The organism is Mesorhizobium sp. M7A.F.Ca.US.008.03.1.1 (assembly GCF_003997495.1).
GTDB lineage: Bacteria > Pseudomonadota > Alphaproteobacteria > Rhizobiales > Rhizobiaceae > Mesorhizobium.
Genome location: NZ_RZRU01000001.1, coordinates 407,676 through 433,275, shown reverse-complemented (window position 1 = coordinate 433,275; position 25,600 = coordinate 407,676). Strand labels below are relative to the sequence as shown.

24 protein-coding genes are annotated in these 25,600 nt (G+C 64.1%); all 24 read right to left on the bottom strand.

Annotated features, from left to right (window positions below):
- Positions 1-60: 60 nt before the first annotated feature.
- A complete protein-coding gene (locus EOA16_RS01945) occupies positions 61-1,008 on the bottom strand; it encodes a D-ribose ABC transporter substrate-binding protein (protein ID WP_023756738.1) in 948 nt (315 codons plus the stop codon).
- Between the two features lie 32 nt (positions 1,009-1,040).
- Positions 1,041-2,171, bottom strand: coding sequence for an ABC transporter permease (locus EOA16_RS01940; RefSeq protein WP_127255090.1), 1,131 nt, complete (start codon positions 2,169-2,171; stop codon positions 1,041-1,043).
- 25 nt (positions 2,172-2,196) lie between these two features.
- A complete protein-coding gene (locus EOA16_RS01935) occupies positions 2,197-3,738 on the bottom strand; it encodes a sugar ABC transporter ATP-binding protein (protein WP_127255089.1) in 1,542 nt (513 codons plus the stop codon).
- Complete coding sequence (locus EOA16_RS01930) at positions 3,735-4,391, bottom strand: DUF2291 domain-containing protein (protein ID WP_127255088.1); 657 nt, start codon at positions 4,389-4,391, stop codon at positions 3,735-3,737. Before EOA16_RS01930 ends, EOA16_RS01935 begins: the two co-directional genes overlap by 4 nt.
- Before the next feature lie 33 nt (positions 4,392-4,424).
- Positions 4,425-5,435 (bottom strand): sugar-binding transcriptional regulator, encoded by a 1,011-nt coding sequence (locus EOA16_RS01925; RefSeq protein ID WP_127255087.1) that lies wholly within the window; start codon positions 5,433-5,435, stop codon positions 4,425-4,427.
- Positions 5,436-5,820: 385 nt separating this feature from the next.
- Positions 5,821-7,479, bottom strand: a complete 1,659-nt coding sequence (locus EOA16_RS01920) for a glycerol-3-phosphate dehydrogenase/oxidase (RefSeq protein WP_164754084.1) — start codon at positions 7,477-7,479, stop codon at positions 5,821-5,823.
- 50 nt (positions 7,480-7,529) lie between these two features.
- Positions 7,530-8,306 carry a DeoR/GlpR family DNA-binding transcription regulator gene (locus EOA16_RS01915; protein ID WP_127255085.1) on the bottom strand — a complete coding sequence of 259 codons (777 nt, stop codon included), beginning with the start codon at positions 8,304-8,306 and terminating at the stop codon, positions 7,530-7,532.
- Positions 8,303-9,838 (bottom strand): FGGY-family carbohydrate kinase, encoded by a 1,536-nt coding sequence (locus EOA16_RS01910; RefSeq protein ID WP_127255084.1) that lies wholly within the window; start codon positions 9,836-9,838, stop codon positions 8,303-8,305. Before EOA16_RS01910 ends, EOA16_RS01915 begins: the two co-directional genes overlap by 4 nt.
- 393 nt (positions 9,839-10,231) lie before the next feature.
- The gene (locus tag EOA16_RS01905) at positions 10,232-10,762 is read right to left on the bottom strand and encodes a flavin reductase family protein (protein WP_245455829.1); all 531 of its coding nucleotides are present in this window, start codon (positions 10,760-10,762) and stop codon (positions 10,232-10,234) included.
- An 80-nt stretch (positions 10,763-10,842) separates the two neighbouring features.
- Entirely contained in the window at positions 10,843-12,063 is a 1,221-nt protein-coding gene (locus EOA16_RS01900) for an acyl-CoA dehydrogenase family protein (RefSeq protein ID WP_127255082.1), read from the bottom strand.
- A gap of 27 nt (positions 12,064-12,090) precedes the next feature.
- Positions 12,091-12,879, bottom strand: coding sequence for an alpha/beta hydrolase (locus EOA16_RS01895; RefSeq protein ID WP_127255081.1), 789 nt, complete (start codon positions 12,877-12,879; stop codon positions 12,091-12,093).
- Between the two features lie 27 nt (positions 12,880-12,906).
- On the bottom strand, positions 12,907-13,923 hold the full coding sequence (locus EOA16_RS01890) for an alcohol dehydrogenase catalytic domain-containing protein (RefSeq protein WP_127255080.1): 1,017 nt from the start codon (positions 13,921-13,923) through the stop codon (positions 12,907-12,909).
- A gap of 13 nt (positions 13,924-13,936) precedes the next feature.
- The gene (locus tag EOA16_RS01885) at positions 13,937-14,962 is read right to left on the bottom strand and encodes a branched-chain amino acid ABC transporter permease (RefSeq protein ID WP_127255079.1); all 1,026 of its coding nucleotides are present in this window, start codon (positions 14,960-14,962) and stop codon (positions 13,937-13,939) included.
- A complete protein-coding gene (locus EOA16_RS01880) occupies positions 14,959-15,822 on the bottom strand; it encodes a branched-chain amino acid ABC transporter permease (RefSeq protein ID WP_127255078.1) in 864 nt (287 codons plus the stop codon). The genes EOA16_RS01885 and EOA16_RS01880 overlap by 4 nt, the downstream gene beginning before the upstream one ends.
- Positions 15,809-16,537: an ABC transporter ATP-binding protein gene (locus EOA16_RS01875; protein ID WP_127255077.1), complete on the bottom strand. Its 729-nt coding sequence runs from the start codon at positions 16,535-16,537 to the stop codon at positions 15,809-15,811. The genes EOA16_RS01880 and EOA16_RS01875 overlap by 14 nt, the downstream gene beginning before the upstream one ends.
- Complete coding sequence (locus EOA16_RS01870) at positions 16,534-17,262, bottom strand: ABC transporter ATP-binding protein (RefSeq protein ID WP_127255076.1); 729 nt, start codon at positions 17,260-17,262, stop codon at positions 16,534-16,536. Before EOA16_RS01870 ends, EOA16_RS01875 begins: the two co-directional genes overlap by 4 nt.
- Positions 17,263-17,287: 25 nt before the next feature.
- Entirely contained in the window at positions 17,288-18,595 is a 1,308-nt protein-coding gene (locus tag EOA16_RS01865) for an ABC transporter substrate-binding protein (RefSeq protein ID WP_127255075.1), read from the bottom strand.
- A gap of 73 nt (positions 18,596-18,668) precedes the next feature.
- On the bottom strand, positions 18,669-19,487 hold the full coding sequence (locus tag EOA16_RS01860) for an SDR family NAD(P)-dependent oxidoreductase (RefSeq protein WP_127255074.1): 819 nt from the start codon (positions 19,485-19,487) through the stop codon (positions 18,669-18,671).
- The gene (locus EOA16_RS01855; RefSeq protein ID WP_127255073.1) at positions 19,487-20,377 is read right to left on the bottom strand and encodes an intradiol ring-cleavage dioxygenase; all 891 of its coding nucleotides are present in this window, start codon (positions 20,375-20,377) and stop codon (positions 19,487-19,489) included. Before EOA16_RS01855 ends, EOA16_RS01860 begins: the two co-directional genes overlap by 1 nt.
- 10 nt (positions 20,378-20,387) lie before the next feature.
- Complete coding sequence (locus tag EOA16_RS01850) at positions 20,388-22,142, bottom strand: FAD-dependent monooxygenase (protein ID WP_127255072.1); 1,755 nt, start codon at positions 22,140-22,142, stop codon at positions 20,388-20,390.
- Positions 22,142-23,191, bottom strand: coding sequence for a branched-chain amino acid ABC transporter permease (locus EOA16_RS01845; RefSeq protein WP_127255071.1), 1,050 nt, complete (start codon positions 23,189-23,191; stop codon positions 22,142-22,144). The genes EOA16_RS01850 and EOA16_RS01845 overlap by 1 nt, the downstream gene beginning before the upstream one ends.
- 10 nt (positions 23,192-23,201) lie before the next feature.
- Positions 23,202-24,065: a branched-chain amino acid ABC transporter permease gene (locus tag EOA16_RS01840; protein WP_127255070.1), complete on the bottom strand. Its 864-nt coding sequence runs from the start codon at positions 24,063-24,065 to the stop codon at positions 23,202-23,204.
- A gap of 67 nt (positions 24,066-24,132) precedes the next feature.
- Positions 24,133-24,834 carry an ABC transporter ATP-binding protein gene (locus tag EOA16_RS01835; protein ID WP_127255069.1) on the bottom strand — a complete coding sequence of 234 codons (702 nt, stop codon included), beginning with the start codon at positions 24,832-24,834 and terminating at the stop codon, positions 24,133-24,135.
- Complete coding sequence (locus tag EOA16_RS01830; RefSeq protein ID WP_127255068.1) at positions 24,834-25,550, bottom strand: ABC transporter ATP-binding protein; 717 nt, start codon at positions 25,548-25,550, stop codon at positions 24,834-24,836. The genes EOA16_RS01835 and EOA16_RS01830 overlap by 1 nt, the downstream gene beginning before the upstream one ends.
- Positions 25,551-25,600 lie beyond the last annotated feature (50 nt).

Here is a 25,600-nt window from a genome sequence, read left to right as displayed (position 1 = left end):
AGGGCAGTCATTTCGTAGAAGAGGCAGGGAGTGTCCGCAAGGACACCCCCTGTGCAGGTTTCATTCCGACAGCACGAAGGGAGCGGTGTACTTGTCGACATTGTCCTTGGTGATGAGAAGGCAATCGAACAGCTGCTTCTCGGTCGCCGCACCGGTGGCACCCGTCTTGATAAACGAGTCCGCCTGCTGCACGGCCTTGGCCGAGAAGATGGCGACCGGCTGAAGCACCGTGTACTGCAGTTCGCCAGACTTGATCGCCGCAACCGCGTCCGGGGAACCGTCGAAGCCGCCGACCTTGATGCCGGCGAGCTTGCCGGCTTCCTTCAGCGCCGCAACCGCGCCGAGAGCCATTTCGTCATTGCCGCTGATCACCGCGATGATGTCGGGATTGGCCTGCAGCATGCTCTGCATCTTGTCGTGGCCCTGGGTACGATCCCAGTTGGCGACCTGCGAGGCAGCCTTTTCGAGATCCGGATACTGGCTCAGCACAGTCGCGTAACCATTCGAGCGCGTGGCCGCGTTGTTGTCCGACGGGGCGCCGAGCAGTTCGACATATTTGCCCTTTTCACCGACGGCCTGCACCCACTGCTGGGCACCGAGAGCAGCACCCTGCGCGTTGTTGGAGACGAGCTGCCCCTTGGCGAGGCCTTCCTGATTGATCTCGGCATTGACGAGGAACACCGGGATGTTGGCTGCAATCGCCTTCTTCACCGCGCCGACGGAGCCGTCAGCGTTGGCCGGATCGAGGATGATCGCCACCGACTTGTTGGTGATGGCAGTGTCGATCAGGTTGCTTTCGGTATTGGTATCGCCCTTGTGGGCGCCGACATTGGCCGTATAGCCGAGCTTCTCGGCCTCGGCCTTGGCGACGTTGCCCTCGGTCAGCCAGTAGGGGTTGGCCGGATCGTTGACGATGATCGAGATCAGGCCCGCGGCCGACGCGGCGGCCGTGAACCCGACGACCATCGCGGCGGCGAGCAGACTTTTCAGCATGGTTTTCATGTACATTCCTCCAATGATTACGCGGTGTTGCTGCCAGTTCACCTGGCAGTCTTCCCTTGGGCAGGATTGGCCGGTTCGGCCTTCCCCCGTTTCTGAGAAGTCGGTTGGCCACCTGTCGCGCTTGGGAGCTTGCTGCGGCGGCGATACTGAACGGCATTGAGGAGCACGGCGAGCACGATGACCGCGCCCGTGAACACTGTCTGCCAGTAGGATGAGATGCCGATGATCACCAGACCGTCGGACAGGAAGCCGATGACGAAGGCCCCGAGCAGGGTTCCGCGGATGTTGCCGCGGCCGCCGGTCAGTGCCGCGCCGCCGATGACGACGGCCGCGATGGCCGTCAATTCGTAGGTGGTGCCGGCGGTCGGTCCCGCCGACGTCAACTGCGAGGACAGGATCAGACCGGCAATGGCGGCACAGATACCCGACAGCACATAGACGGAAATCTGCACCGTCTTGACCGGAACGCCGGAGAGTTCGGCCGCGCGTTCATTGCCGCCCGAGGCGTAGAGCCAGCGCCCGAAAGCGGTGCGGTTCAGGACGATACTGCCAACGAGCGCGATGACCACGAGAACCACGACGCCCGTCGGCACGCCGAACAGGCGGTTGAAGCCAAGCGCATCGAAGCCGGTGTTTCCGAGCTCCGGCTTGCCGCCGAGATTGTTGTAGGTCAGACCGCTGGTCATCAGCAGCGCCAGGCCGCGCGCCATGTACATGACGCCGAGCGTGGCAACGAACGCCGGAACCTTGAATCGCGCGATGAGCACGCCGTTGATCAGCCCGACGACGGCGCCCAGCATGCAGGCCAGCACCGCGACCACCCAGACCGGCGGATAGAGAACGACGCCCAGCCAGGTCAGCGTCACCCCTTGTATCAGGAAACCGGCAACGACGCCGGCCAAGCCCAGAGTCGATCCCACCGACAGATCGATGCCGCCATTGAGGATGACGAGCAGCATGCCGATCGCGAGGATTCCGAAGATGGCGACATGCGAGGCCATGGTCAGGAAGTTGGCCACCGAGAGGTAGTAGGGCGACAGGATCGAAAAGACGACAATGATGACGATCAGGGCAAAGAAAGCGCGGCCCTCGAGCAGCAGCTTGGCGAGATCGAAGCCTTCGCTCGCGCTTGGACTGGACTGTTTTCTGGCCTGGCTGACATCGGTCATGGTGTGGGCTCCGAAATTCTGGTGATCAGGCGACCACGGCTTCGCCGGAGGCGGCCATGATCTGCTCTTTGGTGGCGTTGGCGCCGAATTCAGCTGAAATCCTGCCACGCCGCATGACGACGATGCGGTGTGCAATGCTGAGACACTCGTTGACCTCGGAGGTCGAGAAGACGACGGCAAGGCCCTGCGCAGCGCGTTCGCTCAGCAAGCGGAAGACCTCGGCCTTGGCGCCGACATCGATGCCGCGGCTCGGCTCGTCGAGAAGGATGACCTTCGGGTTGGTCGTCAGCATCTTGCCGATGACGACCTTCTGCTGATTGCCGCCAGACAGCGATCCGATCATGGCGTTGCCGCCAGCGGTCTTGACGGTCACCTTGCGGATCGAGTCTTCGACCAGCTCTCGCTCTCTCGAACGAGACAGAAACAGGCCCTTGGCGAACGCTTCGATGCTGGCGAGCGAGAGATTGCGGCCGACGGTCATCGTTTGCACCAGCCCGTCGCGCTGGCGGTCCTCGGGAACCAGCACAAGCCCTTTGGAGATGCGCTGGGCAATGCTCAACCCCGAGACGTCCTCGCCTTCCAGCAGCGCGCGGCCGCCCGCCATCGGCACTCGTCCGGCGACGGCTTCCAGCAACTCCGTGCGCCCGGCGCCCATCAGCCCGTAGATGCAGACGATCTCGCCTGCTCGCACATCCAGCGACAGGTGATCGACGACGGAATAACCTGAGCCCGAAGTGTCGACGACGCTGACATCCTCGATCGACAGGGCGACTTCGCCGAATTCATGACCGCTCGGCGGCGAGCCGAGATCGAAATTCTCGCCGACCATGTTGCGCACGATCCACTCGAGATCGATATCCTTGGCTTCGGCCGTCGCCGTTATCGCGCCGTCGCGCAGGACAACGGCATAGTCGGTGATCTGCAGCGCCTCTTCGAGGTGATGTGAAATGTAGACGATCGAGACGCCGCGGCTGGTCAGATCGCGGATCACCTTGAACAGCACCTCCACCTCTGTCGCGCTGAGCGCCGAGGTCGGCTCGTCCATGATCAGGATCCGGGAATCGACCGACAGTGCCCGGGCGATCTCGACGATCTGCTGTTGGCCGAGGCGCAGATCCTCGACGAGGGTCATCGGGTCGATGTCCTCTTCAAGGTCGGCCATCAGCGCGCGCGCCTGGCGCGATTCTTCGGCGAAGTCGAGGCCGGTCCTGGTGCGCAGTTCGCGGCCCATGAAGATGTTGTCGCGAACGCTGAGATTGGGCGCCAGGCTCAGTTCCTGGTGGATGATCGAGATGCCGCGATCGCGTGCGTCCGAGGATGAGGAAAAACTGACGAGATTGCCGTCGAGCACGATTTCGCCGGATGTCGGCGTGACCACGCCGGAGAGGATCTTCATCAGCGTCGACTTGCCGGCGCCATTTTCTCCGAACAGCGTGGTGACCTTGCCGCGATGGATGTCGAAATTGACGCCCTTGAGCGCATGGACGCCGCCATACGACATGACGATGTTGCGCGCCGAAAGCACGGCGTCGCCATTCGCGGGTCCGTTGTCGGCAGCCGGCTTCATTTGACGTCCAGCCTCACGGGGGTGACGAGCCAGCTCTTCGGGTTGACCAGCTTGAACGCACCGACCACCGATATGGTTTTGCCGGTCAAGGCGCTGGTGTCGACCTTCGCCAGCACTTCCTTCTTCATCTCGTTGTTCAGCGCCGAGCCGGCGTCCTGATATTCGATCTGATTGGTGAACTGGCCGAATGTGATCTTGCCGGTGGCGTCACGAAGCTCGGTGCCGTTGATCGCCGGCCCGGTCTGCACGCGGATCATCAGCGTGTCCGGCACGCCCTCGACTGCGACCTTGTAGATGCCGGATTTTCCTTCGCCGACGATACCGGTGAACTTGACCGAGATGACCGGTCCGACGCCCGCAGGCACACCGTATTCCTTTTCCGCCGTTGCCCTGTCCTTGGCGATCGCCCTCGCCACCGTCACCGCGTCGGCGGCACGCGCCTCGACATCGGCCTGCACCTTGGGAAACTCCGACTTGCCGTAGTCGGCGGCGGAAAAGACGGCGCTGCGGACATCGCCGGCAGAGCCGATCCTGACCACCTTGGTGTCGAGCGCCATGGCGCCGAGCAGGACGACAACCGCGGCGCCCGCAAGTGCCCGACGCAGGCCGGGCGAAGCCGGCCTGGTCGATGCGGTGGCGGCCTTCGCGCTCATGACGCAACCGCCAGCAAGGCTGATCCGCGCTTGTCACGCATTTGACGATCCTCCGTTCACATGGCGCTTGGCACCATTGGGTTTGTTCTGTTCGACAAGGGCACGGGCGGTGGACTCGTCGGTGATCAGGCCGCTGAGATAACGGCTTTCGAGCACCGCCTTGACGGCGCGTATCTTCACCTTGCCGCCGGCGACAGCGACGATCCGGCGGCCTTTCAACTGGTCCCGCGGAAGCGCCAAAATCCTGTCCGACAGCGCCGTTTCCACCGGGCGTCCGTTGTCATCGAAGAAGTGGGCGAGCAGCTCGCCGACGCCGCCATCCCGTTTGACCTCATCGATTTCGGAATGTTCGATCATGCCGGTAGCGACCAGCGAAGCTTCCCGCTCGGCGGTCCCTATGCCGACAAACATCAGGTCGGACCGGCTTGCGAGGTCGAAGACATCGCTGATGCCGCGCTGGCCAAGCAGCACCTCACGGTCCTCGGCGGTGTTGGCGACGAAGGGCACCGGCATCACGTAGGCCTGCGCGCCGGTCCGCTCGGCCAGACGATGCATGACATCGTGCGGGTTGGCCGCGAATTTGCGCGTCACGCCGCCAAGCAGCGAGACGAAACGGATATGGGCGGCGGCTGTGCGCGTCAGATACTCGACGCTTGCGGCAAGGGTACGGCCATGGCCGACGCCGATCAGCATGTCCTCGCCGCGATCGATCTCCCGCTTCAGAAACTGAGCGCCGGCGATGCCAAGCGGCTTCAGCGGCAGCTCGTCCTGATCGAGATCAGGAACGACCTCGCAGTAATCGAGCCCGTAGGCATCGATCAGCTGCTGCTCAAGGTCGATGCATTCGCCGACGTCGCCGTCGATGATCACCCTGACAAGGCCATCCTGGGTGGCCCGGGTGATGAGCCGATGCGCCTTGAGGCTGGTCAGGCCGAGCCGCTTGGCCACCTGGGCCTGCGTCAGACCTCCAGCATAATGAAGCCAGGCCGCGCGGGTGGCGAGGCTGGATTCATGGTCGCGGTTAGCGGTTCCGCCGGATTTCAAGCCATCTCCTCCCTGAGATGATATTATTATCTTTGTCTGCAAAAATTTTCACATCCTTGCATTGCTGTCAATCCCTCGCTGGATTTGGCGCACGCCTGCGGAGATTCACAGATCTCGGCAGGCAGCATCGGCCTATTAGGAGATAAGCATATTATTCGATCGTATGACGCTGTTAATTTAACGTCAATCTGTGTTACCTCCTTCTTAAACGAGCAAAATTGGACAGTCTGACGCCATTCTGTTTTGCATCAACTATTTGTTTTTAATAAATAATGTCCGCTCTGGGGAAATCCCAATCTGTCTGTGAGCTGGGCGATTGCGCACGCGGCACATCCCTGGGCAAACCGACCGGATTGCCGTGGGAAGAGCACCGGCGACGGAACGATCAGTCCAACCGCATCAGGTTCCGGCCCTCAAGTTCCACAACGGCGGCCGCGACTTCCTCTGCAAGGCGCACGGCGCTCCAGCCCAGCGCCCGTCCGGCAATCGCGGCGATCTCCTGCAGATCCCGGCCTGTCAGGGAACCTGATATCGCCAGGGTGCTGCGGCGCATAACGATATCAGCCAGATGTTCGACGAACTCGTTGCGGACGATGTAGTCAATTTCCGACCGGCTGTAGCTTTCTGAATCCGGCAGCCGACCCTCATCACCCGACCCGTGCGTGGCGATCTGCGTGGCTCTGGTGCCGTATCGCGACAGCAGCTCATCGAGACGCCGTTCCTCGGCCCCCGTCTCCGAGTGAGCCAGAGCCAGCCAGGTTGCTCGCGTTGCGGTGTCAAGCGGGAAATCCTTGCCGCCGCCAATCGGCATGGCTTGCGTCGTCACCTTGCGGCAGCGCTGCAGGCGATCGAGCACGGTGTCGGCGACTTCCTCGGCGAAGCCACGGAATGTCGTCCATTTGCCGCCGACCAGCGAGATCACCGCGAAAGGTCTGTTTCGATCCGGCTCGGCGACCGGCGCCGAGTGGTCACGGCTGATCAGCCCGGGCACCGATGCATCCGAGGCTGGCAGCGGCCTGATGCCGCTATAGGCGTAGACGATCTGGTCGCGCTCGAACGCCATCCCCGGCAGCAGCGTCCGTACGCTGTCGAGCAGGTATTCGACTTCGTCAGGCTCGCAGCGCACCGCGTCGGGATTGTCGGCCTTGATGTCGGTGGAGCCGACCAGCGCCAGGCCGAGATAGTCGTAGACGAGGCAGATACGGCCGTCATCAGCCTCGAAATAAAGCATGCGCCCGGCAAGGCTTTTGACCAATTCGTCGTGCTTCAACAGAATGTGCGAACCCTTGGTGCCGCCGATCATCTTCGACGGCGCGCCAAGCAAATCGTTGACATTGTCGATCCACGGACCGGCGGCATTGACCACCAGCTTCGGCCGGACCGAAAAAGCCGCGCCGTTTTCCGGCTGGAAGGTCAAAATGCCATTGGTGGACTTCACAAGCGCCGTGTAGTTCGCGCTGGCCGAGGCCACGTTTGCCTGCAACCCATCGAGGATCAGTTCGAGCACCAGCCTTTCGGGGTGGCTTATCTTGGCGTCGTAGTAGGTGCCGGTGGCGACGATCGAGGGGTTGAGCGCCGGCATCTCGCTGAGCGCGTGGCGCCGCCCGACCATGCGGTGGCGCGGCATGACCTGGTTTCGCGAGCCGTAGAAATCATAGATCATCAGGCCGATCTTGATCAGGATGGCGCCGCGGCTGCGTGGCGCACTGGTCGAGCCGAACAGCGTTCGCAGCGCCGCCAGCATTCCCTTGCTCCAGGAGAAGATCGGGATGACGGTCGGCAGCGGGCTGACATAGTGTGGCGCGTTCTTCAAAAGCAGATTGCGTTCGAGCGTCGACTGCGCCACCAGACCGAACTCGCCGGTTTCGAGGTATTTCAAGCCACCATGAATGAGCCGCGATGGCGCGGCACTGGTGCCCGAGCCGAAATCCGTCTTGTCGACGATCACGCAGCTGACGCCTTGCGCGCACAGATCGCGAAACAGACCAGCCCCGTTGATGCCGGCGCCGAGAATGACGACGTCGACCTCGCCGGTCCCGGCCATGGCGGCCAGACGCCCGGCGGAATTTTCCGTACGTATTGCTTCGCTCGAGCTCATGACGCTTTCGTCTTGACGATGCGCAGCTTCACGCCTGCCCGTTCGAGGGCTTGCGCCCGCGCATCGCCCAGGCTTTCGGTCACCAGCACGACATCGAAGCTGGTCAGATCGTCGAAGACATGCAGTGCGATTCTGTCGAACTTGGCATGGTCGATCAGAAGGATGCGTTTGACCGATGCGGCCATCATCGCCTGCTTGACCCGCACCACATTGGGATCCTGGATGAAGGCCGTGGTTCCGGTGATGGCCGAAGCCGAACAGATCAGCACATTGGCGCGCAGCTGCGCCACGGCGTTCTCGCAGACGATGCCGATATAGGCGTTGTAGGTGCCGTGGTACTGGCCGCCGAGACAGATGAAGTCGAGTTCGTCGACATTGGTCAGCAGGGAAGCCGTCGCCACTGAATTGGTGATGACGGTTAGCGGCTTGACGTCGAGCAGCAGTGTGGCGACGGCGTTTGCCGTGGAGGAATCGTCCAGCATCACCACCTGGCCGGCTTCGACATAATCGAGTGCTGCCCGCGCCAGGGCATCCTTCTCGGCCCGGTTGACCGTCACCCGGTAGCGGAAAGCGCTTTCGTAGAGGCCGGAAGGCTGAACCGTCACCGCACCGTGCAGCTTGCGCAGCACGCCCTGTTGCGCCAACCGGTCGATGTGCCGGTGGATGGTCATGCGCGACACGCCGAAATGCTCGACCAGATCGTCGATGCGCACCTGGCCGAGCTTGATCACATAGTCGGCGATCTCTTCGCGTCGTTCATCGGCCTTGATCATGCGGTTCTCCCAGTGTCTGGCCGCGCCAGCTTCTCGATCTCAGGCCAATGCGGTTCGAGCGCACCGGCTATGCGGCCATAGAGGGAAAAGCGCTCGTTGAACACAGCACTCGAGGCGGGCACAGGCTCGTATTGGCGCACCGTCATGCCGACCTGCCTGGCGCCCTGTTGCGGCGTCGCGAAGATGCCCACCGCCGCACCGGCGCAAAGCGCAGCGCCAAAGGCCGCGGCCTCGTCGGTCGAGGTGACGATGACCGGGGCGTTCAGTACATCGGCAAACATCTGAACGAAGGCCGGATTGCGCGAGCCGCCGCCGGTCAGGCGGATTTCGCTGATGGCAAATCCGTCGCGCAAGGCTTCGACATGGGTGCGATGATTGAAAGCAATGCCCTCCAGAACCGCCTTGAGCATATCGCCGCGATCGTGCCAGCCGTGCAGGCCGACAAAGCTGCCGCTGGCAACATCGCCAAAGGGGGAGCCGAACAGATAGGGATGAAACAGGATGGTCGACCGCTTTTTCAGCGCCGCGTCGATCTCCCCTGCCAGAAACTCGTGGATCGAGTCACCATCGACCGATGCCTTTTCCTGCTCCGAGCGGCAGAACGTGTCGAGAAACCAGTCGTAGTTCGCGGTCGAGGCCGGCGAGATCGCCATGTTGTTCCAGCGGCCTGCGTCGATGGCGTTGCGACAGAGCCAACGCGGGTCGACGCGCGGTTGCGAAGAGACGACTTCGTTGATGGAATAGGTCCCGGCGACGATGGCGAGCACGCCCTCCTCATGACCGCCCATGCCAAGTGCGGAGGCAGTCACGTCATGCAGCCCGCACGCAACCGGTGTTCCCTTGGCAAGGCCGGTCATTTCGGCTGCCTCGGCCGTGACATGCCCGGCGATTTCAGCCGAATGCGCTATCGGAGGCAGCGCGTCAAAAAGATCGTCCAGCCCGAAGATGCGCATTGCTTCCGGCGCGTAATCCTGCGTGCGGAAATCCGTGAATGAGGTGCTGGCCTCGGTACGGTCGGTGCCGATCGTGCCGGTCAGGCAAAAGCGCAGCCAGTCCTTGCAGGCCAGTATGTGTCTGATGCGACTAAAGCGTTCCGGTTCGTGCTTCCTGATCCAGGCCAGCAGCGCCGACGGCGCCGAGACGTGGGGCGCCTGGCCTGTTCGCGCTAGCGCGTCTCCGAAGACCCGGTCCGCCGACCATCGTTCGACAATCTCGCCGGCGCGGCTGTCGAGCGACAGGATCCCGGGGCCTAGCGGCCGACGATCCTTGTCGAGCAAATAGAGACCGTCGCCATGCGCGGTCGCCGCCACCGCCCTGATGTCGTCCGCCGGGCGGCCACACAGCGCGATCGCCTCCTTGATTGCATCGGCGGTCGCTTGCCAGAGGCCGGCCATGTCGCGCTCCACCCAGTGTGCATGGGGCATCGATTGCGGAACCCGCCGACGCGCCACGGACAACTGCGTGCCATCGGCATCGAAGATCACCGCCTTGGTGACCGTGAGACCGTTATCGATTCCGAGCAAACTGGGCATGGGCGCCGCCGCTTTCAGCAACTGGTGAAGGGCGCTGCAAGGCAATCCTGCAGGTTGGGATAGGGATGACAGACATGACGACAATCAACGAGCAACGGTGATACAAAAGCGACGCATCCGGCGCGGCAAACAGACCATAATAGCATGTTAAGTTAACGTCAACATGTGAGATATTTTGCGGAAAACTCTTACATCATCTGCGACAAAAAATTGCCATCCACTCGCACGGCATCCGATGCGGGACGAAGTTCCGGCCAGTGCCAGCTGGCCTGATGACCCTCAACCCTGCGCGGCGAGCCAGGGAGCGCGGTGCGACTGACGCCGGACGCGCTTCGACTGGCTTTGCGAGTTCCGTGCGCAACGACCGGACAACCCGCGCCGCTTCGGCGCCGTTCAAAGAAAACGCGACGACTCAAGAAGCTCAGCCACCCCATCCAGTTCCTTGTGCAGGCGATGCCAGCGACGGTCGAGATAGACCAGCGAATGCGCCTCCGGGGGGACCTCGTCCGGCTGCACCTCGCCGTCAAGGAGTTCGGCCGCGACCAGCGTCGCGCCCTCGATCGGCAAGATACCAAGCCGGCGGGCGCGGAACCAGGTCGAAACGCCGGTATAGCGCGGTTCGCCCGTGGGCAGCCGCGCCCAGGCGCCTCCCGGAGGGAAGCGTTCCGCGCCGCTCGACGCGCAGAGCTGCGCCAGGTCGATATCAGTGAAGCGCAGCAGGTGGATCACCATGGTCTCGGCCCGTAGCAAGGGCTCCGACGAAGTTGACTTCATCGAAAGCGAGAAAGCGACGACCGGCGGCGCGGCACTTACCGAGATCAGCGAGGATACGGTCATCGCCACCGGTCTGTCGCCGGGATCGGCCGTGATCACGGCAACGCCGGCCGGGTGGTGGCGAAACGCTTCGCGGAAGGCGTTGGTCATCGGATGCGGGAAGCTCATCGACGTCTCTCTTCTGCAGCGTAAAATAAGGGCCGGACAGCGTCCGCGGTCCGGCCTTGCGACTACTTCTTCTCGATCAGGTCGTAGAACTGCCAGGTGCGATCGCTCCACAGGCCGCCGATATCGCGACCAGCCGAGGTGACGATCGACGGCGCGATCGTGAAGTGGTTGGCAGCCACCATCATTTCGCGGAAGGTGCGCTGGATCACACCGGCGCGCAGCGACGCGCCGCCGCCGGCGCGGTAAGCGAAGTTGCAGATATCGACGCCCACCTCGTGAATCTCGGATTTGGCCAGATGGACAAGGCTGATCTGGCGCGTCGATACGCTGTTGCCGGCTTCGACCGTCGCCTCGATGTCGCGCCAGACTTCGAAGACAAAGGCGCGAGCAGCGCGATAGCGGGCTTCGGCGCGGCCATAGTCGTGCCAGAACTTCTCGCTTTCGCCGATCAGTCCGGCGCGGCCTGACTTCGAGCGGGCGAACTTGGCGATCTCGTCCAGCATCCGCCGCCCGGTGCCGAGCGCCCAGCCGGTATGACCGATGGCGGCGAGGCCAACGACCCCGAGACTGAAGAACTCCTTCTGGCGCAGCGGCGGTGCGGTCAGGATCGGGAAGACGAGATCGTCGGCGATGAAGACGTCCTCGGCCGCATAGTCGATGCTGCCGGTGCCGCCGAGGCCCAGAACGTCCCAATTGCCGAGCTGCTTGTGCTGCGAGATCGGCGCATGGGCGCACATGATGATCAAGTTGCCCTTCTCGTCCTTGGCGGGCTTGCCGGTGCCGTCATCGACGAAGGCGGCACTGTGGCTATAAGTGGCGTGGCTGAAGCCGCTGCCATAGCTCCACTTGCCGTTCAGCCGGTAACCACCGTCGACCTTCTTCAGCATGCCAAGCGGCGCGCCCTGCCCCGAGAAACGGTTGTCGGTGCCCGGCGCGAACAGCCGCTCGACCGCGCTGTCCGGCAGAAAGGCCGCCGACATCGCACCGATGCAGCAATGCACCATGGAAACCCAGCCAGCCGCTCCCGAATACCAGGTGATCGTCTCCAGCAGTTCGAGACCCTGGGTGGGTCGCAACTGCGCACCGCCGAGGCTCTCCGCGGCGAAGATATGCGACATGCGCAGCGGCTTCAGCAGCTCGAACGTGGCCGCAGTCAGTTCGCCGCTCTCCTCATCGGCGGTGGCGTTGGCTTCCAGGGCCGGCCCGATCTCCGTGATCTGCCTGAGCAAGTCGCGATAGTCGGTGGTCGTCCCCCACGAGCCGTGCTTGATGGGTTTGTTCATCGTCTTCTCCTCCTTTTTAAAATGCGGTCAGCCGGCGAGGAAGTCGCCGATCTTCCTGAGCGTTTCGGGTTTTTCCTGCATGACGAAATGACCGGCGTCCTCGACCAGGATCAGCCGTGCGTCGGGCAGGGCTTCGACGAAGAGCGGCGCCTGGCTCGCCGGCAGCAGACGGTCCCTGGTGCCCCAGACGACCAGCGTCGGATTGGCGATGCGCGCCAGAAAGCGCCGCAGGTTCGGATGGCCCATGCCAAACGACGCCAGCAGCCGGCCGAGCGTCTCGCCTTCGCGGGCGCGATCGGCGCCGAAGGCCTCCGCAAAGGCGGGGTCCGATCCATCCGGGAAATAACGCAGCGCCACCGAGACATCATGCGCCAGATAGGCCGGCAGCTCCTGCGGTGCGACCGCGCCCAGATCGGTGGCCGGGTGCGCGGGATCGTTGAGCCCTGCCGGCGCGATCAGCACGACCTTGTCGAAGCGTTCGCGTGCAAGGCCGGCGAGTTCGGTCGCCATCCAGCCGCCCATGGAAAAGCCGATGAGATGAGGTTTCTCCGGCAGATCCAGGACATCGAGCAGGTTCAGATAGTGCAGAACCATGTCGGACATCCCTGCCACATGCGGCGCCGGACCAGAAAAGCCGAAGCCCGGATGGCTCGGACAGAGCACGCGGAAGCGGTCGGCGAGGCCCTCCGCGAAGTCGAAGCCTTCAAGCGTCGAGGCGCCGTGCAGGAACAGCACGGGCTTGCCCTGACCGATGGTCTTCACCACTGTCTTCGTGCCACCGATATCGTATTCGAGCGTTTCGAATTGAACGGCCATTTACACTCTCCTCAAACAGGTCCGGCCTCAAACAAGGTCCGGCTGGATCAGCACCTTGCATTGCGTGGTGCGACGGCGAAGGCTCTCGAATATCTGCGGAACCGGCGAGAGGTCGATCCGATCGGTGATCAGAGCCTGCGGCGCGAAAGGTCCGCCGCGCAGCGCATCGAGGGCAACGCCGAATTCGTTGCGCTGATGGAAGAAGACCGAGAACAGCAGGTTCACTTCCTTCATCAGCGCAATGAACGGGTCCCACTGATCTCCGCCAATGCAGAGGCCGACCCCGACCACCGTACCCTGCAGCCGCACCGCTTCGACCGCCGCGCCGATGAGGCCGCGCTTGCCAACGCATTCGAAGACGATGTCGGGCGCTCCGCCGCAGAGATCGGCGAGGTTCTCGGTCAGCCTTTCGCCCGAAAGCGCGAAGCCGGTCGCGCCGAGAGCAAGCGAACGCTCTCGCTGATGGCCGTGGATGTCGGCCACCACGACACGCGACGCCCCCATCCGCCGCGCCCAGAAGGCGACGAGCAGTCCGATCGGCCCGGCGCCCAGGATGGCGACCCGATCTCCCGGTTTCATGCCCGAGCGGACGATGCAATGCAGAGCGACCGACAATGGCTCGGCCAACGCACCATCCTCGAGCGCCACATCGTCGGGCAGGATATGACATTGGCGTGCGGCCACGGTCGCGTATTGCGCATAGCCGCCGCCGATCAGCTCCATCTCGTGACAGCGCGCCGGATCGCCGCGCTCGCAGGCCTCGCAGTGTCCGCAACCGCGCATAGGCGCGACAGCGACACGGTCGCCGGTCCGAAGGCCCGTTGCCTCCGATCCGACCGCGACGATGTCACCAGAGAATTCATGGCCGAGCACGAAGCCTGCCTCAATGCCGAAAGGCACGGGATCTTCGGTGATGTGCAGATCGCTGCCGCAGATGCCGCAGGCGGCGACACGCAAGACGACCTCGTCCGGTGCCGGCGTCGGGTCCGGCACCGTGCCGATCCGCAGCGGGACGCCGACCCTATCGAAGATGGCGGCTCTCATGAAATCCTCCTCGTCAGCGGTTCGGGTCGACGAGCTTGCGTCGGATCGGGAACCATGGTGCATCCCACCGTTTCGAGATCAGGCCCCAGATGCCCGTCCGGGCGTAGAGCGCGACCAGAAGCGTCATTAGGCCGAGGACGACGAAATAGGTTGCGCCGTATTCGCCGAACCAGCGGTCCGCGATGAAGAAGATCAGCGATCCGATCAGAACGCCCTCGATGGACCCGATCCCGCCGACCATGACGATGAAGATCGCGACGTTCGCCCACATCGGATCAAAGGCCGAACCCGGAGTGATGCGCAGCTGCGCCATGAAATAGATCGCGCCCGCGAGGCCGCAACCGACCGCCGAGGCGACGTAGATCAGGAAGCGCAGCTTGACGACATTCACGCCCTGGCTGGCGGCCGCGACCGGATTGTCGCGCATGGCGATCAGCGCAAGGCCGAAGCGCGAACGAAGCAGCCAGTAGCTGCCGCCCAGCGTGACGAGCAGCATCCCCGCGCAAAGCAGCGACATGGCGACATTCCGCTCGAAGGCCGAATAGTCCTTCATCACGCGCAGCGACATGCCGGCACCGGAATTGACGAGCGGCAGGTTCGAAGCGGTCAGCCGGAAGACCTCGGCCACCACCCATGTGCCGATCGAAAAATAGGGGCCATCCAGGCGATGCAGCAGCAGGTAGATCGGCACAGCCAGCGCGGCCGGAACCAGAAGCGAAAGGAAGACCGCCACAAACGGATTGATGCCGTAAGTCTGCGCCAGCACGAAAAGCGCGTAGCCGGCAGCACCCATGAAGGCGTGCTGGCCCACCGAGACGAGGCCGGCATAGCCGGCGAGCAGGTTCCACATCTGCGCGACGGCGATATAGCAGCAAAGCACCAGAACCGACCGGATCGTGCCAGTCGAGGCCCACCACGGCATGGCAGCGACACCGATCATGGCCAGTACCGCCAGCGTCATCGCGATGCGACCGGACCGGGTCTGGCGCTGGACCAGGACCTCGGGCACCTCGGTTGCCGTATAGGGGATCGCACTCATGACAATGCCTTTCCAAACAGGCCCTGAGGGCGGGTCGCCAGCACGATCAGGAAGACGATATGTCCGGCAAGCACGCCGAAGCCCGGATCGATGCGGAAGCCGATGGCTTGCGAGATGCCGAGCACCATCGAGCCGGCGAAGGCGCCCCATACCGTCCCCATGCCGCCGATGATCACCGCTTCGAACGCGTAGATCAGCTGGGCAGGTCCATCGGCCGGCGCAACGGTCGACCGCAACGCCTGGAAGACGGCTGCAAAGCCGAGGATGCCGACCGCCGCCGCTGTCGCCATCGCATAGACGGCGCGCGGGTTGATGCCTGTCATCGCCGCCGCCTCGACATCGGCCGACGCGGCGCGGAGCGCCCGGCCTAAGCGCGTGCGCTTCAGCGCCAGGTCGAGGCCCCATGTCAGTCCCGTGGCGACGGCGAGCACGATCAGCGGCAGGAGGCCGACATAGATACCTCCGATCTCGATGGACTGGCTCTCGATCCCATGGCCGGGCAACGACCGGCTGTTGGCAGACCATATCTGGAGCATCAGATTCTGCAGCGCGATCGACAGTCCGAAGGTCGCGATCAGCGAGGGCAGCGGATCGCTGCCCACCACGCGGTTCAGCACGGCCTTCTGCAGCACCCAGCCCATCAGCACCGCGAGCGGCACCAGCACGATTAGCACAGGCAGCGGTCCCAGACCCCAGGCCGTGGCGATCGAGATGCCTATCAGCGACAAAAGGATCACCAGATCGCCATGGCTGATGTTGACGATCCGCATGACGCCGAACATCAGCGCCATGCCGAGCGCATACTGGGCATACATGCCACCCAGCAGGACACCCTGCACCAAGGCGTCAAACCACTCCATGATCCGCTCCGAAATAGGCTTTGCCGATCTGCTCGCGCGTGATTTCGGCGGACCTGCCGGTCAGGGTCACGCGGCCCTCCAGCATGCAGTAGAGGCGGTCCGTGGCGGTGCGAGCGAGGCCGACATCCTGCTCGACCACGATCATCGCCGTTCCGGTGGCGCGGATTTCGGGCAAGGCGGCATAGATCTCGCGGATCACCTTGGGCGCGAGGCCGAGGCTGATCTCGTCGCAGAGCAGCACCCGCGGCTGGCACAGCAGCGCGCGGCCGATCGCCACCATCTGCTGCTGCCCGCCCGAGAGGCTCTGCACTTGCGTGCGGGCCTTTTCCTTGAGGATCGGGAACAGCTGATGCAACCGTGGCAGCGTCCATCCGCCCTTGGCGCCCATGCGCGCGGCCTGGTCGATGGCGACGCGCAGATTGTCCTCGACCGACATGCCGGTGAAGAGCCGGCGGCCCTCCGGCACGATGGCGACACCCTTCTGCACCATGCGGTCGGTGGCGGTGCCGCCGACGGGCTCGCCGTGCAGCAACACCATCTCGCGCCCGACCGGGAGCAGGCCCATAATCGAACGCAGGAGGGTGGATTTTCCGGCCCCGTTGGCGCCGATCAGAGCCACGGCCTCACCCTGGTGCAGCTCGATGTCGACGCCGTAGAGCGCCTGAAAATCGCCATAGCGTGCCAACAGCCCGTGGGTGGAAAGAACGGCCGTCATCCCTCGATCCCCATGTAGACGCGCTGGACCTCGGGCAGCGCGATCACTTCGGCGGGCACGCCTTCGGCGATCTTCTCGCCGAAATTCAGCACCAGCAGCCGGTCGGCCACCGCCAGCAGCGCGTGCAGCACATGCTCGATCCACACGATGGTGATGCCGCGGTCGCGGATGCGGCGCACCAGCGCTACCAGCGCCTTCGATTCGTCGTCGGTCAGCCCGCCCGCGATCTCGTCCAGCAGCAGCAGCTTCGGATCCGACGCCAGCGCGCGCGCCAGCTCCAGCCGTTTGCGATCGAGCAGCGTCAGAGCGCCGGCCGAGACATTGGCCTTATCGGAGAGCTCGCAATCGCGCAGGACCTGGGCGCAGAAAGCATAGCTCTGCTTCTCGGACCGGCCGCCGCCGAAAGCGGCGGCGACCAGCAGGTTTTCGAAGGTGGTCATGCCGGAATAGGGACGCGGGATCTGATAGGTCCGCCCGATCCCCATCTGGCAGCGCCGGAAGGGCGGCTCGCCGCGAAGCGCGGTGTCGCCGAGCTGGATCTCGCCGCCGGACGTCTTCAAATCGCCGCTGATCATGTTGAACAGCGTCGTTTTGCCCGCCCCGTTCGGGCCGAGGATGCCAAGCACCTCGCCCCGATGCACGTCGAAAGTCACGTCATGCAGGACGCGGACAGCGCCGAAGGACTTCGACACGCCGTGCGCTTTCATCAGGATTTCCCTACCCATAACTCTGCCCGCGTCCCCGCTCATGTCACCAGGCGATCGGCTGAATAGCCTGCTGCGGCGCGAAGAGCTGATTGACCGTGTTGTCGACGATCTTCAGGTCATAAGGCCATTTCTCGCCCTTCACCCACTGGCCGCCGAAGATCGGCGTCTTGCAGATGTTCTTGTGGGGCGAGCCATCGAACTTGATATGACCGACCAGCGTCTGCAGATCGGTAGCGACCAAAGCGTCACGGTTGGCCGTACGGTCCAGCGGATTGGAAGAGCGCTTCAGGATGTCGAGCGCGACCTCTAGCAAGGCATGCGAATAGCCCAGCGGCTGCGTCCACTGGCGCTTCGAATCGACTTCCCATTGGCTGGCGATGTCGCTGCTGACCTGCCCGGTCAGCGACGACCTGAACGGGAACGCCGGGGTCCACCAGACCTCCGAGGACATGCCGTTGCCTAGAGGACCCATGGCCTCGACGCCACCCGGGAACAAGAGTGCCGCCGCCACCGTGACCGCCTTCGGCTTGAAGCCCTGCTGGTTGCACTGGGTGACGAAGGTCTTCAGATCGTCCGGATAGGTGATGCCGCCGATGATCTCGCAGCCCTGCTTCTTGAACTCGGCGATCTGTGCGGAAAAATCATTGGTGCGCGGCTGGAAATAGCCGGGCACCACGACCTCGTAGCCGGCCTTGCGGGTCGGCGCCGGCAGACCGTATTCGTCGTTGCCCCAGGTCTCGCCGTCAATGTTCTGCGGAAATAGCATCCCGACCTTCTTGTTGGTCTCCAGATGGTTCCAGAGTCCGACAAAGGTGTTCAACGCCTCGTCGAGGCCCCAGAAGAAATGATAGGTCCAGTCGAAGGTCTGCTTGCCGCCGCCGCGCGGCATGATCACCGCCTGCCAGGGAGCACCGGAGGAAATGCAGGGGGTCTCATAAAGCTCGGCCTGCTCGGCCGCGGGCAGGATCGTGTCGGTGGTCGAGGCCGGCACGAGCAGATGCACCTCGTCGTTGAGGATCAGGTTTCCGGCGATTTCCGATGCCTTGTTCGGATTGGACTGGCTGTCGCGATCGAGGATCTCGATTTCGTAAGTATTACCGTCGGCGCATTGCAGCTGGCCGCCGAGCAGGGCGCGTATCTTCTGCAAGGTGTAGCCATCCGTTTCACCAAACAGGGCGAGCGGCCCGGTCGTCGGGCTGAGATAGCCGAGCTTGATCTTCCCCGCCGTCGCGGCGCGCAGATAGGTCGGCATGCCCAGCGTGCTGGCGGCAACGCCGGCTCCAATCCCCTTCAGGACGCTTCGCCGGCTGGGCCGCAAGCCCGATTTCACCAGTCTGTTGTAATAGGTCATTGTCGGTTCCTCCCGTTGTTAAGCTCTCCCCGGCCCGCCCTCATCGACGGTGCCGGCCTCAATTCGACAAGGCCTAGGTCATCCGCAGCAGAGAGCCGCCATCGATGACGATCAGCGAGCCCGTGACGTAGGACGCGGCCGGCGAGGCCAGATAAAGCGCCAGGCCCTTGATCTCTTCCGGGTCGCCGATCCGGCCGATAAGCGACTGGGCCTCGAAGGCCTTGCGGTCCGCCGGATTGCGCAGCCGGCCGCCGGCGATGTTGGTGATGAACGGACCTGGCAGGATGGCGTTGATGCGGATGTTGTAGGCGCCGAGTTCCATCGCCATGTGGCGGACGAGATGGTTCACCGCGGCCTTTGCGGGCATGTAAGGTGTGCCCACGATGCTCTCGTTGATCAGCGAGGCGATGGACGACGTGACGATGATCTGGCCGCCGCCATTCGGCTTCATGTGCCGCACGGCATGCTTGATCGTGGTGTAGACCGAGGTCAGGTTGATCTCGATCACCTTGTCCCAGTGCTCATCGGGCAGGTTCTCGATGGCGCCGTCGGGGTTCCTTTCGCCCGTCGGGGTGTTGAATCCCGGACCGGCGTCGATCCCGGCATTGGCGAACACGACATCGATCAAGCCGGCCTTCTCGGCCACCTTGTCGAAGGCTGCTTCCATGGCCGCACGGTCGCCGACGTCGACGACCTGGCCCCAGACATCGCCGCCCGCCGCCCTGATCGCCGCCACGGTCTTCTCCAACCCGGCAGGGTTCAGGTCGAAGATGCAGACCTTCGCCCCGTGCTCGGCCATGATCTCGGCATAGGCCTGCCCGATGCCGCTGGCGCCGCCGGTGACGATCACCGACTTGCCTCTGACATCGAACATCTTCTCAAGTGCGGCCATCAGTTTTCTCCCTTGCGCGACAGCACGAAATCGAACTCCACGTCGTAGAACGGCGCCGCGACCTCGGCCCTGGCGGCGGCTTCGGCGTCCTCGACCTTGCGGAATTCGGCGAGCAGGCTCTTCTTCACGCCGAAGACGGCATCTGAATCGATGTACGGATCGTCCGGATCGAAGATGTGCGTGGTCAGCGCATCGAAGCCTTCAGCCCCAACGATGTAGTGGAGGTGCGCTGGACGAAAGGGGTAGCGTCCCAGAGCGCCGAGCAACTTGCCGACCGGGCCGTCATCCGGGATCGGGTAGTATTTGGGCTTCACGCCGCGGAACCAGTAGCGTCCGTCCGCGCCGGTGCGGAACACGCCGCGCAGGTTGAAGTCGGGCTGGATGCCCTTCTGCTGCACGTCGTAGAAGCCCTCGTCATTGGCCTGCCAGACGTCGATCTTGGCGCCTGCGATCGGCTTGCCCTCGGTATCGAGGATGCGGCCATGCACGAACATCGGCTCGCCCTTCTGGTCGAGGCAGATGTTCGATCCCATCGGCAGTTCCGGCGCATCGGCGACGTGGAAGGGTCCCAGAACCGTGGATTCCGAGGCGCCCGACGGCTTGCGGTTGTTGATCGCATCGACCAGCATCGAGACGCCGAGAACATCCGACAGCAGGATGTACTCCTGCCGCCACTCGTTGCAGATCTGGCCCGTCTGCGTCAGGAACATGATCGCGCCGAACCATTCCTCCTGTGTCGGCTCGATCTCCTTCACCGCCTCGTGCAGCTTGCGGGTGACGACCTCCATCACCTCTTTGAGCCGCTCGTCTTTGGCGTTCCTGTTCCGCGCCACCACGACCTCGGCCGAGTTCGCTTCGGTGAAATAGCCGGATTCGTGTTCGTCGATCATGGGATCCTCCTCAGCGCGCCAGAACGGATTTGAAGACCCGGCGCAGTTCGGCCGCCGGATCGGCCGCCAGCGTTTCGGAGCGCCAGGCGACGTGGTGGTCGGGACGGACGATCAGGCAGCCGGTGTCGCGGATCTCCCGTGCGCCGGCCCAGTCGCCGGTATGATCCTCGATCGCGCGGCGCGGGCCGATCACATGGCAGCGGATCGGCAGACCGAGCTCCGCGCCCACCGTTTCCGCCGCGGCGACCCACGCTTCGCCGCCAATGCCGGTCAACAGCGTGAACTCGCCATGCCCGCAAAGATCGAGCGTCGAGACCTTCCTGCCCGAGCGCTCGAAGACCCAGACATGCGGCAAGCGCGCACCCGGCCAGGTCGTTGGTGCATAGTGCAGTTCACGATCCTTCTCGAAAGCCGGCTCGCTCTGGCCGTCGGTCACCACCGCGCCCGACGCATAGCGCTGGTTCATCTCGACGCCATGGGCGTCGAATTCGTACTTCTTGAAGGCGATGGCCTTGCGGAGCGCCTCGCGTTGCGCCTCGGCCGCAGGGGTGGCATCGGCGCGAGCCTCCATGTTCCTCTGGATCTTGTCGTGATCGACGCCGCCATCCATCCCGAGCGCCTCGAAGATCGGTCCGAATTCGGCGATGGACCGGTTCGCGCGTGTCACGATCTGGCGCGCGATCGGCGCGCGCTCGGCCGAGAAGCTGTCCAGAAGCCCTACCCCCGCCTGGCCCTTGACGACCATGGCAAGCTTCCAGGCGAGATTGAACCCGTCCTGGATCGAGGTGTTTGAGCCGAGCCCGTTCGAGGGTGGATGCCGGTGCGCGGCGTCGCCCATGATGAACACCCGCCCCTTCTGCATCTGCGTGGCGAAGCAGTTGTTCACGGTCCAGGTGTTGGCGCCCAGGAGCTCGATCTCGAGCGCGGGATCTCCGACCAGCTGACGCGCGACCTCGGTAGCCAGTTCCGGCGTCACTTCAGGCGGCGGCTGGTTGATGTCGTAGCCCCAGACGATGAGCCACTCGGTCCACGGCCGCACCATGCGAACCAGACCCATGCCGATGCCGCCGACGTCGGCGCCGGGCTGCATGACCCAGTAGAGGACGCTCGGCCGGTGGGCGACATACTTCGAAAGATCGGCCCTGAACAGGATGTTCATCGAGCCGCCGACGCCCATCTTGCCCTCGAGCGGCAGGCCCAGATGCTCTGCCACCAGCGAGTTGCCGCCGTCGGCGCCGACGAGGAACTTCGACCGCGCGGTGAAATCCTTGCCCGACAGCCGGTCGTGGCAGGTCGTGGTCACGCCGTCCGAATCCTGGACATGGCTGACATATTCCGTGCTCATGCGTGCCTGCGCCCCGCGGGCGCAGGCCGCCTTGAACAGGATGGGCTCCATGAAGGTCTGCGGCAGATCGTTCATGAGGCAGGGAGACGACAGGAGATGTTCGGCCTTGGAGAGCGGGTGGATGCCCCAGCTCTTCATGCGGCCGATCTCCTCGCCGGCCAGGCTTTCGCAGAACACGTTCTCGCCCATCAGTTCCTGCGGCGAGGCGTGCATCATGGCCTCTGCCTCGACATCCGGACCGAGGTCGCGCAGCACTTCCATCGTGCGCTGGTTGGTGATGTGGGCACGCGGCGTGTTCGACAACCAGCGATAGCGATTGACGATCATGTTGGCCACGCCGTAGCTGGACAGCAGCGCGGCGGTGGTCGAGCCTGCCGGGCCAGTGCCGACGATCAGCACGTCGGTTTCGATATCCGCCATCAAATTCCTCCCTCGATCTTCGGACCGGTCAGCCTGCGGCGGACCGGAAACAGGTGCGGGCCATTGCGGGACGCGATCAGGCCCCACAGCCCCTTTGGCGCAAAAAGCATCACGACGACGGCGATGAGGCCGAGCGTCATCAAGTACCAGCTGCCGTAATCGGCCAGCGCCGAGCGCAGCGCAAAGAAGACCAGCACACCGAGGATCGGTCCCTCGATGGTGCCGATGCCGCCGATGACGACAATGAAGATGACGTTGGCGGTCCAGTCGGTGACGGCAAAGGCCGCGCTCGGCGAGATGCGGGCCGTCTGCAGGAAAATCAGCGCGCCGGTCAGCCCGGTGGCTGCTGCGGCGATCAGAAAGACCGCCCATCTAAGCCGGCCGGTATCGACGCCCACCGATTGCGCCGCGTCGACATTGTCGCGCACCGCCGCCAGCGCCAGCCCGAGGCGGCTGCGCAGCAGCCAATAGATGCCGCCCGTCACGACCACGACCAGCGCCAAAGCCAGCCAGTAGGCCATGACATCGCGTGCCGCGGCCTCGCGGACGCCGAACAGCGCCCGGATCGCATCGGTACCCAGGATGCTGCTCGTCGCCTCGCGCGGCAGCGAAGTGCCGGTGCCGCCGCCAAGTGCCTTCCATTGCGCAACCAGCAGGCGCGTCACTTCGGCGATCACCCAGGTGCCGATGGCGAAATAGGCGCCCTGCAAACGGAATGCGAAGAAGGCCGTCGGAACCGCCAGCACCAGCGCCGCAAGGCCGCCCAGCGGGATCGCCAAGACCGGATTCCAGCCGAGCAGGATCACGCCGGCGAACATCGCATAGGCGCCGATGCCGACGAAGGCCTGCTGGCCCACCGAGACCAGGCCGCCATAGCCCGCCAGTAGGTTCCAGATCTGCGCCAGCGTCAGCATGGTGAGGATGAAGAACAGATCCTGTATGACGCCACGCGAGGCCACGATAGGGAGCGCGAGCGCGGCGACGATGAAGATCGGCACGATGATCGCGGTTACGGTTCCGGCGCGGGTGCGGGTTGTCAGTCGATACATGCCGCCCCCCTCAATCCACTGCGCGCGGAAAAAGCCCGCGCGACTTGAGCAGCATCACGGCCAGGAAGGCGATGTGGCCGGCCAGGATCTGCCATTCCGGATTGAGCGCGGCACCGAATGTCTGCGCCACGCCGATGATGATCCCGCCGGCAAGCGTTCCCCACAGGCTGCCGAGGCCGCCGATGATCACCGCCTCGAAGGCATAGATCAGCCGCGCCGGTCCGATCGAGGGATCGAAGTTCGCGCGCATGCCGAGATAAAGCGCCGCCAGCGTCACCACGACCATGGCGATCCCGGTGGCGATGGCGAAGATTTGCTTCGGCTCTATCCCCATCAGCCCCGCCGTCACCGCGTCGTCCGAGGTGGCGCGGAAGGCACGGCCAAGGGCGGTGTGGTAGAAGAGCCCGTTCAGGGCAATGATCATCACGATCGCCGAGGCAAAGGTCATCAACGGCATAATCCCCACCGTGACCAGCCCGAGATCGAGCGACGCCCCTTCCAACGCGCCCACCGGAATGCGGCGGCTGTCGGCGGAGAAGGCCTCGAGCAGGCCGTTCTGCAGGGCGACCGACAGGCCGAACGTGACGAGAAGCGGCGGCAGGATGTCCTTGCCCAGCACGCGGTTCAGAACGGCGGCCTGCAGCAGCCAGCCGAGCGCGAACATCATCGGCATGGCGACCAGGGTAGCGATCCAGGGCGACAGGCCGAGCAGCGTGACGCCCATCAAAACCAGATAGGCGGCAAGAACGATGAGGTCGCCATGGGCGAGGTTCACCAGCCGCATGATGCCGAAGACGAGGCTCAACCCTGCTGCAAACAGGGCATAGAGCCCGCCCAGCAGAATCCCTTGCACGAGGGTGTCCAGCCAGATCATCGCCGCGCCACCTCGATCAGGCCACAAGAGCGCCGTGCGAGCAGACGACCGAGCCTTGGTTCCCGCGTCATGCCGCCACTCCGAAATAGGCAGAGTGAATATCTTCGCGCGTGACCTCGGCCGCCCTGGCGGCCAGCGTGACGCGACCCTCCATCATGCAGTAGACGCGGTCGGCGACCGCCAGCGCCTTGCCGATATCCTGCTCCACCAGCACGATCGCGGCGCCGCCTTCGCGGATCCTGGGAAGTGCTGCGTAGATATCGCGGATGACGACCGGCGCGAGGCCCAGGCTGATCTCGTCGCAGAGCAGCAATTCGGGATTCGACATCAGCGCCCGGCCGATCGCCACCATCTGCTGCTGGCCGCCCGAGAGCGCGATGCCGGGGCTCTTGCGCCGTTCGCGCAGGATCTGGAAAAGGTCATAAACCGCGTCGAGGCTCCACGGTCCGGGCACCTTGCGCGCCTGCCCGCCGACCAGCAAGTTTTCCTCGACGGTCAGCGAAGGAAACAGCCGGCGCCCTTCCGGCACCATGGCGATGCCGCGCTTCATGATCTCGGCCGAAGACAGCGCGCCAATCGGCTCGCCCCTGTGCAGCACCATACCGGGCGCGTTGCCGATCACGCCCGTGATCGAGCGCATCAGCGTGGATTTCCCGGCGCCGTTGGCGCCGATGATCGCCACGCATTCGCCCGCGGCCACGGTGATATCCACACCGAACAGCGCCCGGAACTGGCCGTAATTCGCGGTGAGGCCACGCGTTTCCAGCATCAGACCTCGAGCCCCAGATAGATTTCGCGAACCGCCTTCGAGCCCATGATCTCATCAGGCGCACCGATCCCGATCACACGCCCGAAATCCAGCACGAGAAGCCGCTCGACCACCGACGTCAGGGCGTGCAGCACATGCTCGATCCAGATGATGGTGGTTCCCCTGGCGTGGACGGCTCTGATCGTCGCGATAAGGGCCTTGCATTCGCCCTCTGTCAGACCGCCCGCGATCTCGTCCAGAAGCAGAAGCTCAGGGCCCGTCGCCAGGGCGCGGGCGAGTTCCAGGCGCTTGCGATCGAGAAGGCTCAACGAGCCGGCCACGAAATTGGCCTTCCTGAGAAGCTCTGTCTCCTCGAGGATACCAGCGCAATCGTCAACCATCTCGGCTTCGCGACCGCCCCGGCCGAAGGCGGCGGCGGTCAGGAGATTTTCGAACACGGTCAGCCCCTCGAAAGGCTGCGGAATCTGGAAGCTGCGGCCAACGCCCATGCGCACCCGCTCCATCGCCGGAGCGCGGGTCACGTCGCGGCCGAGGAATTCAATGCGACCCTCATTGGCAAACAAATTGCCGGTGATCAGGTTGAAGAGCGTCGATTTCCCCGCGCCGTTAGGGCCGATAATGCCCAGCGCTTCGCCGCGCGGCACGCTGACGGTCACGGAATCCGCAACCTTCAGGGCGCCGAAGGACTTCGAAACGTTTTCCAGCCTGAGTATCATCACTGTCATCCTTGGGTCGCGCCGAACGAGGGCGGCGGTATCAGCCGCCC

Coding starts and splice junctions, on each gene's coding strand:
- EOA16_RS01915 (WP_127255085.1), bottom strand. CDS start 8,306: ATGATCAAGGCCGATGAACGACGCGAAGAGATCGCCGACTATGTGATC.
- EOA16_RS01945 (WP_023756738.1), bottom strand. CDS start 1,008: ATGTACATGAAAACCATGCTGAAAAGTCTGCTCGCCGCCGCGATGGTC.
- EOA16_RS01880 (WP_127255078.1), bottom strand. CDS start 15,822: ATGGAGTGGTTTGACGCCTTGGTGCAGGGTGTCCTGCTGGGTGGCATG.
- EOA16_RS01895 (WP_127255081.1), bottom strand. CDS start 12,879: ATGGCCGTTCAATTCGAAACGCTCGAATACGATATCGGTGGCACGAAG.
- EOA16_RS01890 (WP_127255080.1), bottom strand. CDS start 13,923: ATGAGAGCCGCCATCTTCGATAGGGTCGGCGTCCCGCTGCGGATCGGC.
- EOA16_RS01930 (WP_127255088.1), bottom strand. CDS start 4,391: ATGAGCGCGAAGGCCGCCACCGCATCGACCAGGCCGGCTTCGCCCGGC.
- EOA16_RS01900 (WP_127255082.1), bottom strand. CDS start 12,063: ATGAACAAACCCATCAAGCACGGCTCGTGGGGGACGACCACCGACTAT.
- EOA16_RS01865 (WP_127255075.1), bottom strand. CDS start 18,595: ATGACCTATTACAACAGACTGGTGAAATCGGGCTTGCGGCCCAGCCGG.
- EOA16_RS01885 (WP_127255079.1), bottom strand. CDS start 14,962: ATGAGTGCGATCCCCTATACGGCAACCGAGGTGCCCGAGGTCCTGGTC.
- EOA16_RS01935 (WP_127255089.1), bottom strand. CDS start 3,738: ATGAAGCCGGCTGCCGACAACGGACCCGCGAATGGCGACGCCGTGCTT.
- EOA16_RS01845 (WP_127255071.1), bottom strand. CDS start 23,191: ATGTATCGACTGACAACCCGCACCCGCGCCGGAACCGTAACCGCGATC.
- EOA16_RS01910 (WP_127255084.1), bottom strand. CDS start 9,838: ATGCCCAGTTTGCTCGGAATCGATAACGGTCTCACGGTCACCAAGGCG.
- EOA16_RS01940 (WP_127255090.1), bottom strand. CDS start 2,171: ATGACCGATGTCAGCCAGGCCAGAAAACAGTCCAGTCCAAGCGCGAGC.
- EOA16_RS01835 (WP_127255069.1), bottom strand. CDS start 24,834: ATGCTGGAAACGCGTGGCCTCACCGCGAATTACGGCCAGTTCCGGGCG.
- EOA16_RS01870 (WP_127255076.1), bottom strand. CDS start 17,262: ATGGGTAGGGAAATCCTGATGAAAGCGCACGGCGTGTCGAAGTCCTTC.
- EOA16_RS01830 (WP_127255068.1), bottom strand. CDS start 25,550: ATGATACTCAGGCTGGAAAACGTTTCGAAGTCCTTCGGCGCCCTGAAG.
- EOA16_RS01920 (WP_164754084.1), bottom strand. CDS start 7,479: ATGGCCGGGACCGGCGAGGTCGACGTCGTCATTCTCGGCGCCGGCATC.
- EOA16_RS01855 (WP_127255073.1), bottom strand. CDS start 20,377: ATGATCGACGAACACGAATCCGGCTATTTCACCGAAGCGAACTCGGCC.
- EOA16_RS01850 (WP_127255072.1), bottom strand. CDS start 22,142: ATGGCGGATATCGAAACCGACGTGCTGATCGTCGGCACTGGCCCGGCA.
- EOA16_RS01905 (WP_245455829.1), bottom strand. CDS start 10,762: ATGACCAACGCCTTCCGCGAAGCGTTTCGCCACCACCCGGCCGGCGTT.
- EOA16_RS01840 (WP_127255070.1), bottom strand. CDS start 24,065: ATGATCTGGCTGGACACCCTCGTGCAAGGGATTCTGCTGGGCGGGCTC.
- EOA16_RS01875 (WP_127255077.1), bottom strand. CDS start 16,537: ATGACGGCCGTTCTTTCCACCCACGGGCTGTTGGCACGCTATGGCGAT.
- EOA16_RS01860 (WP_127255074.1), bottom strand. CDS start 19,487: ATGGCCGCACTTGAGAAGATGTTCGATGTCAGAGGCAAGTCGGTGATC.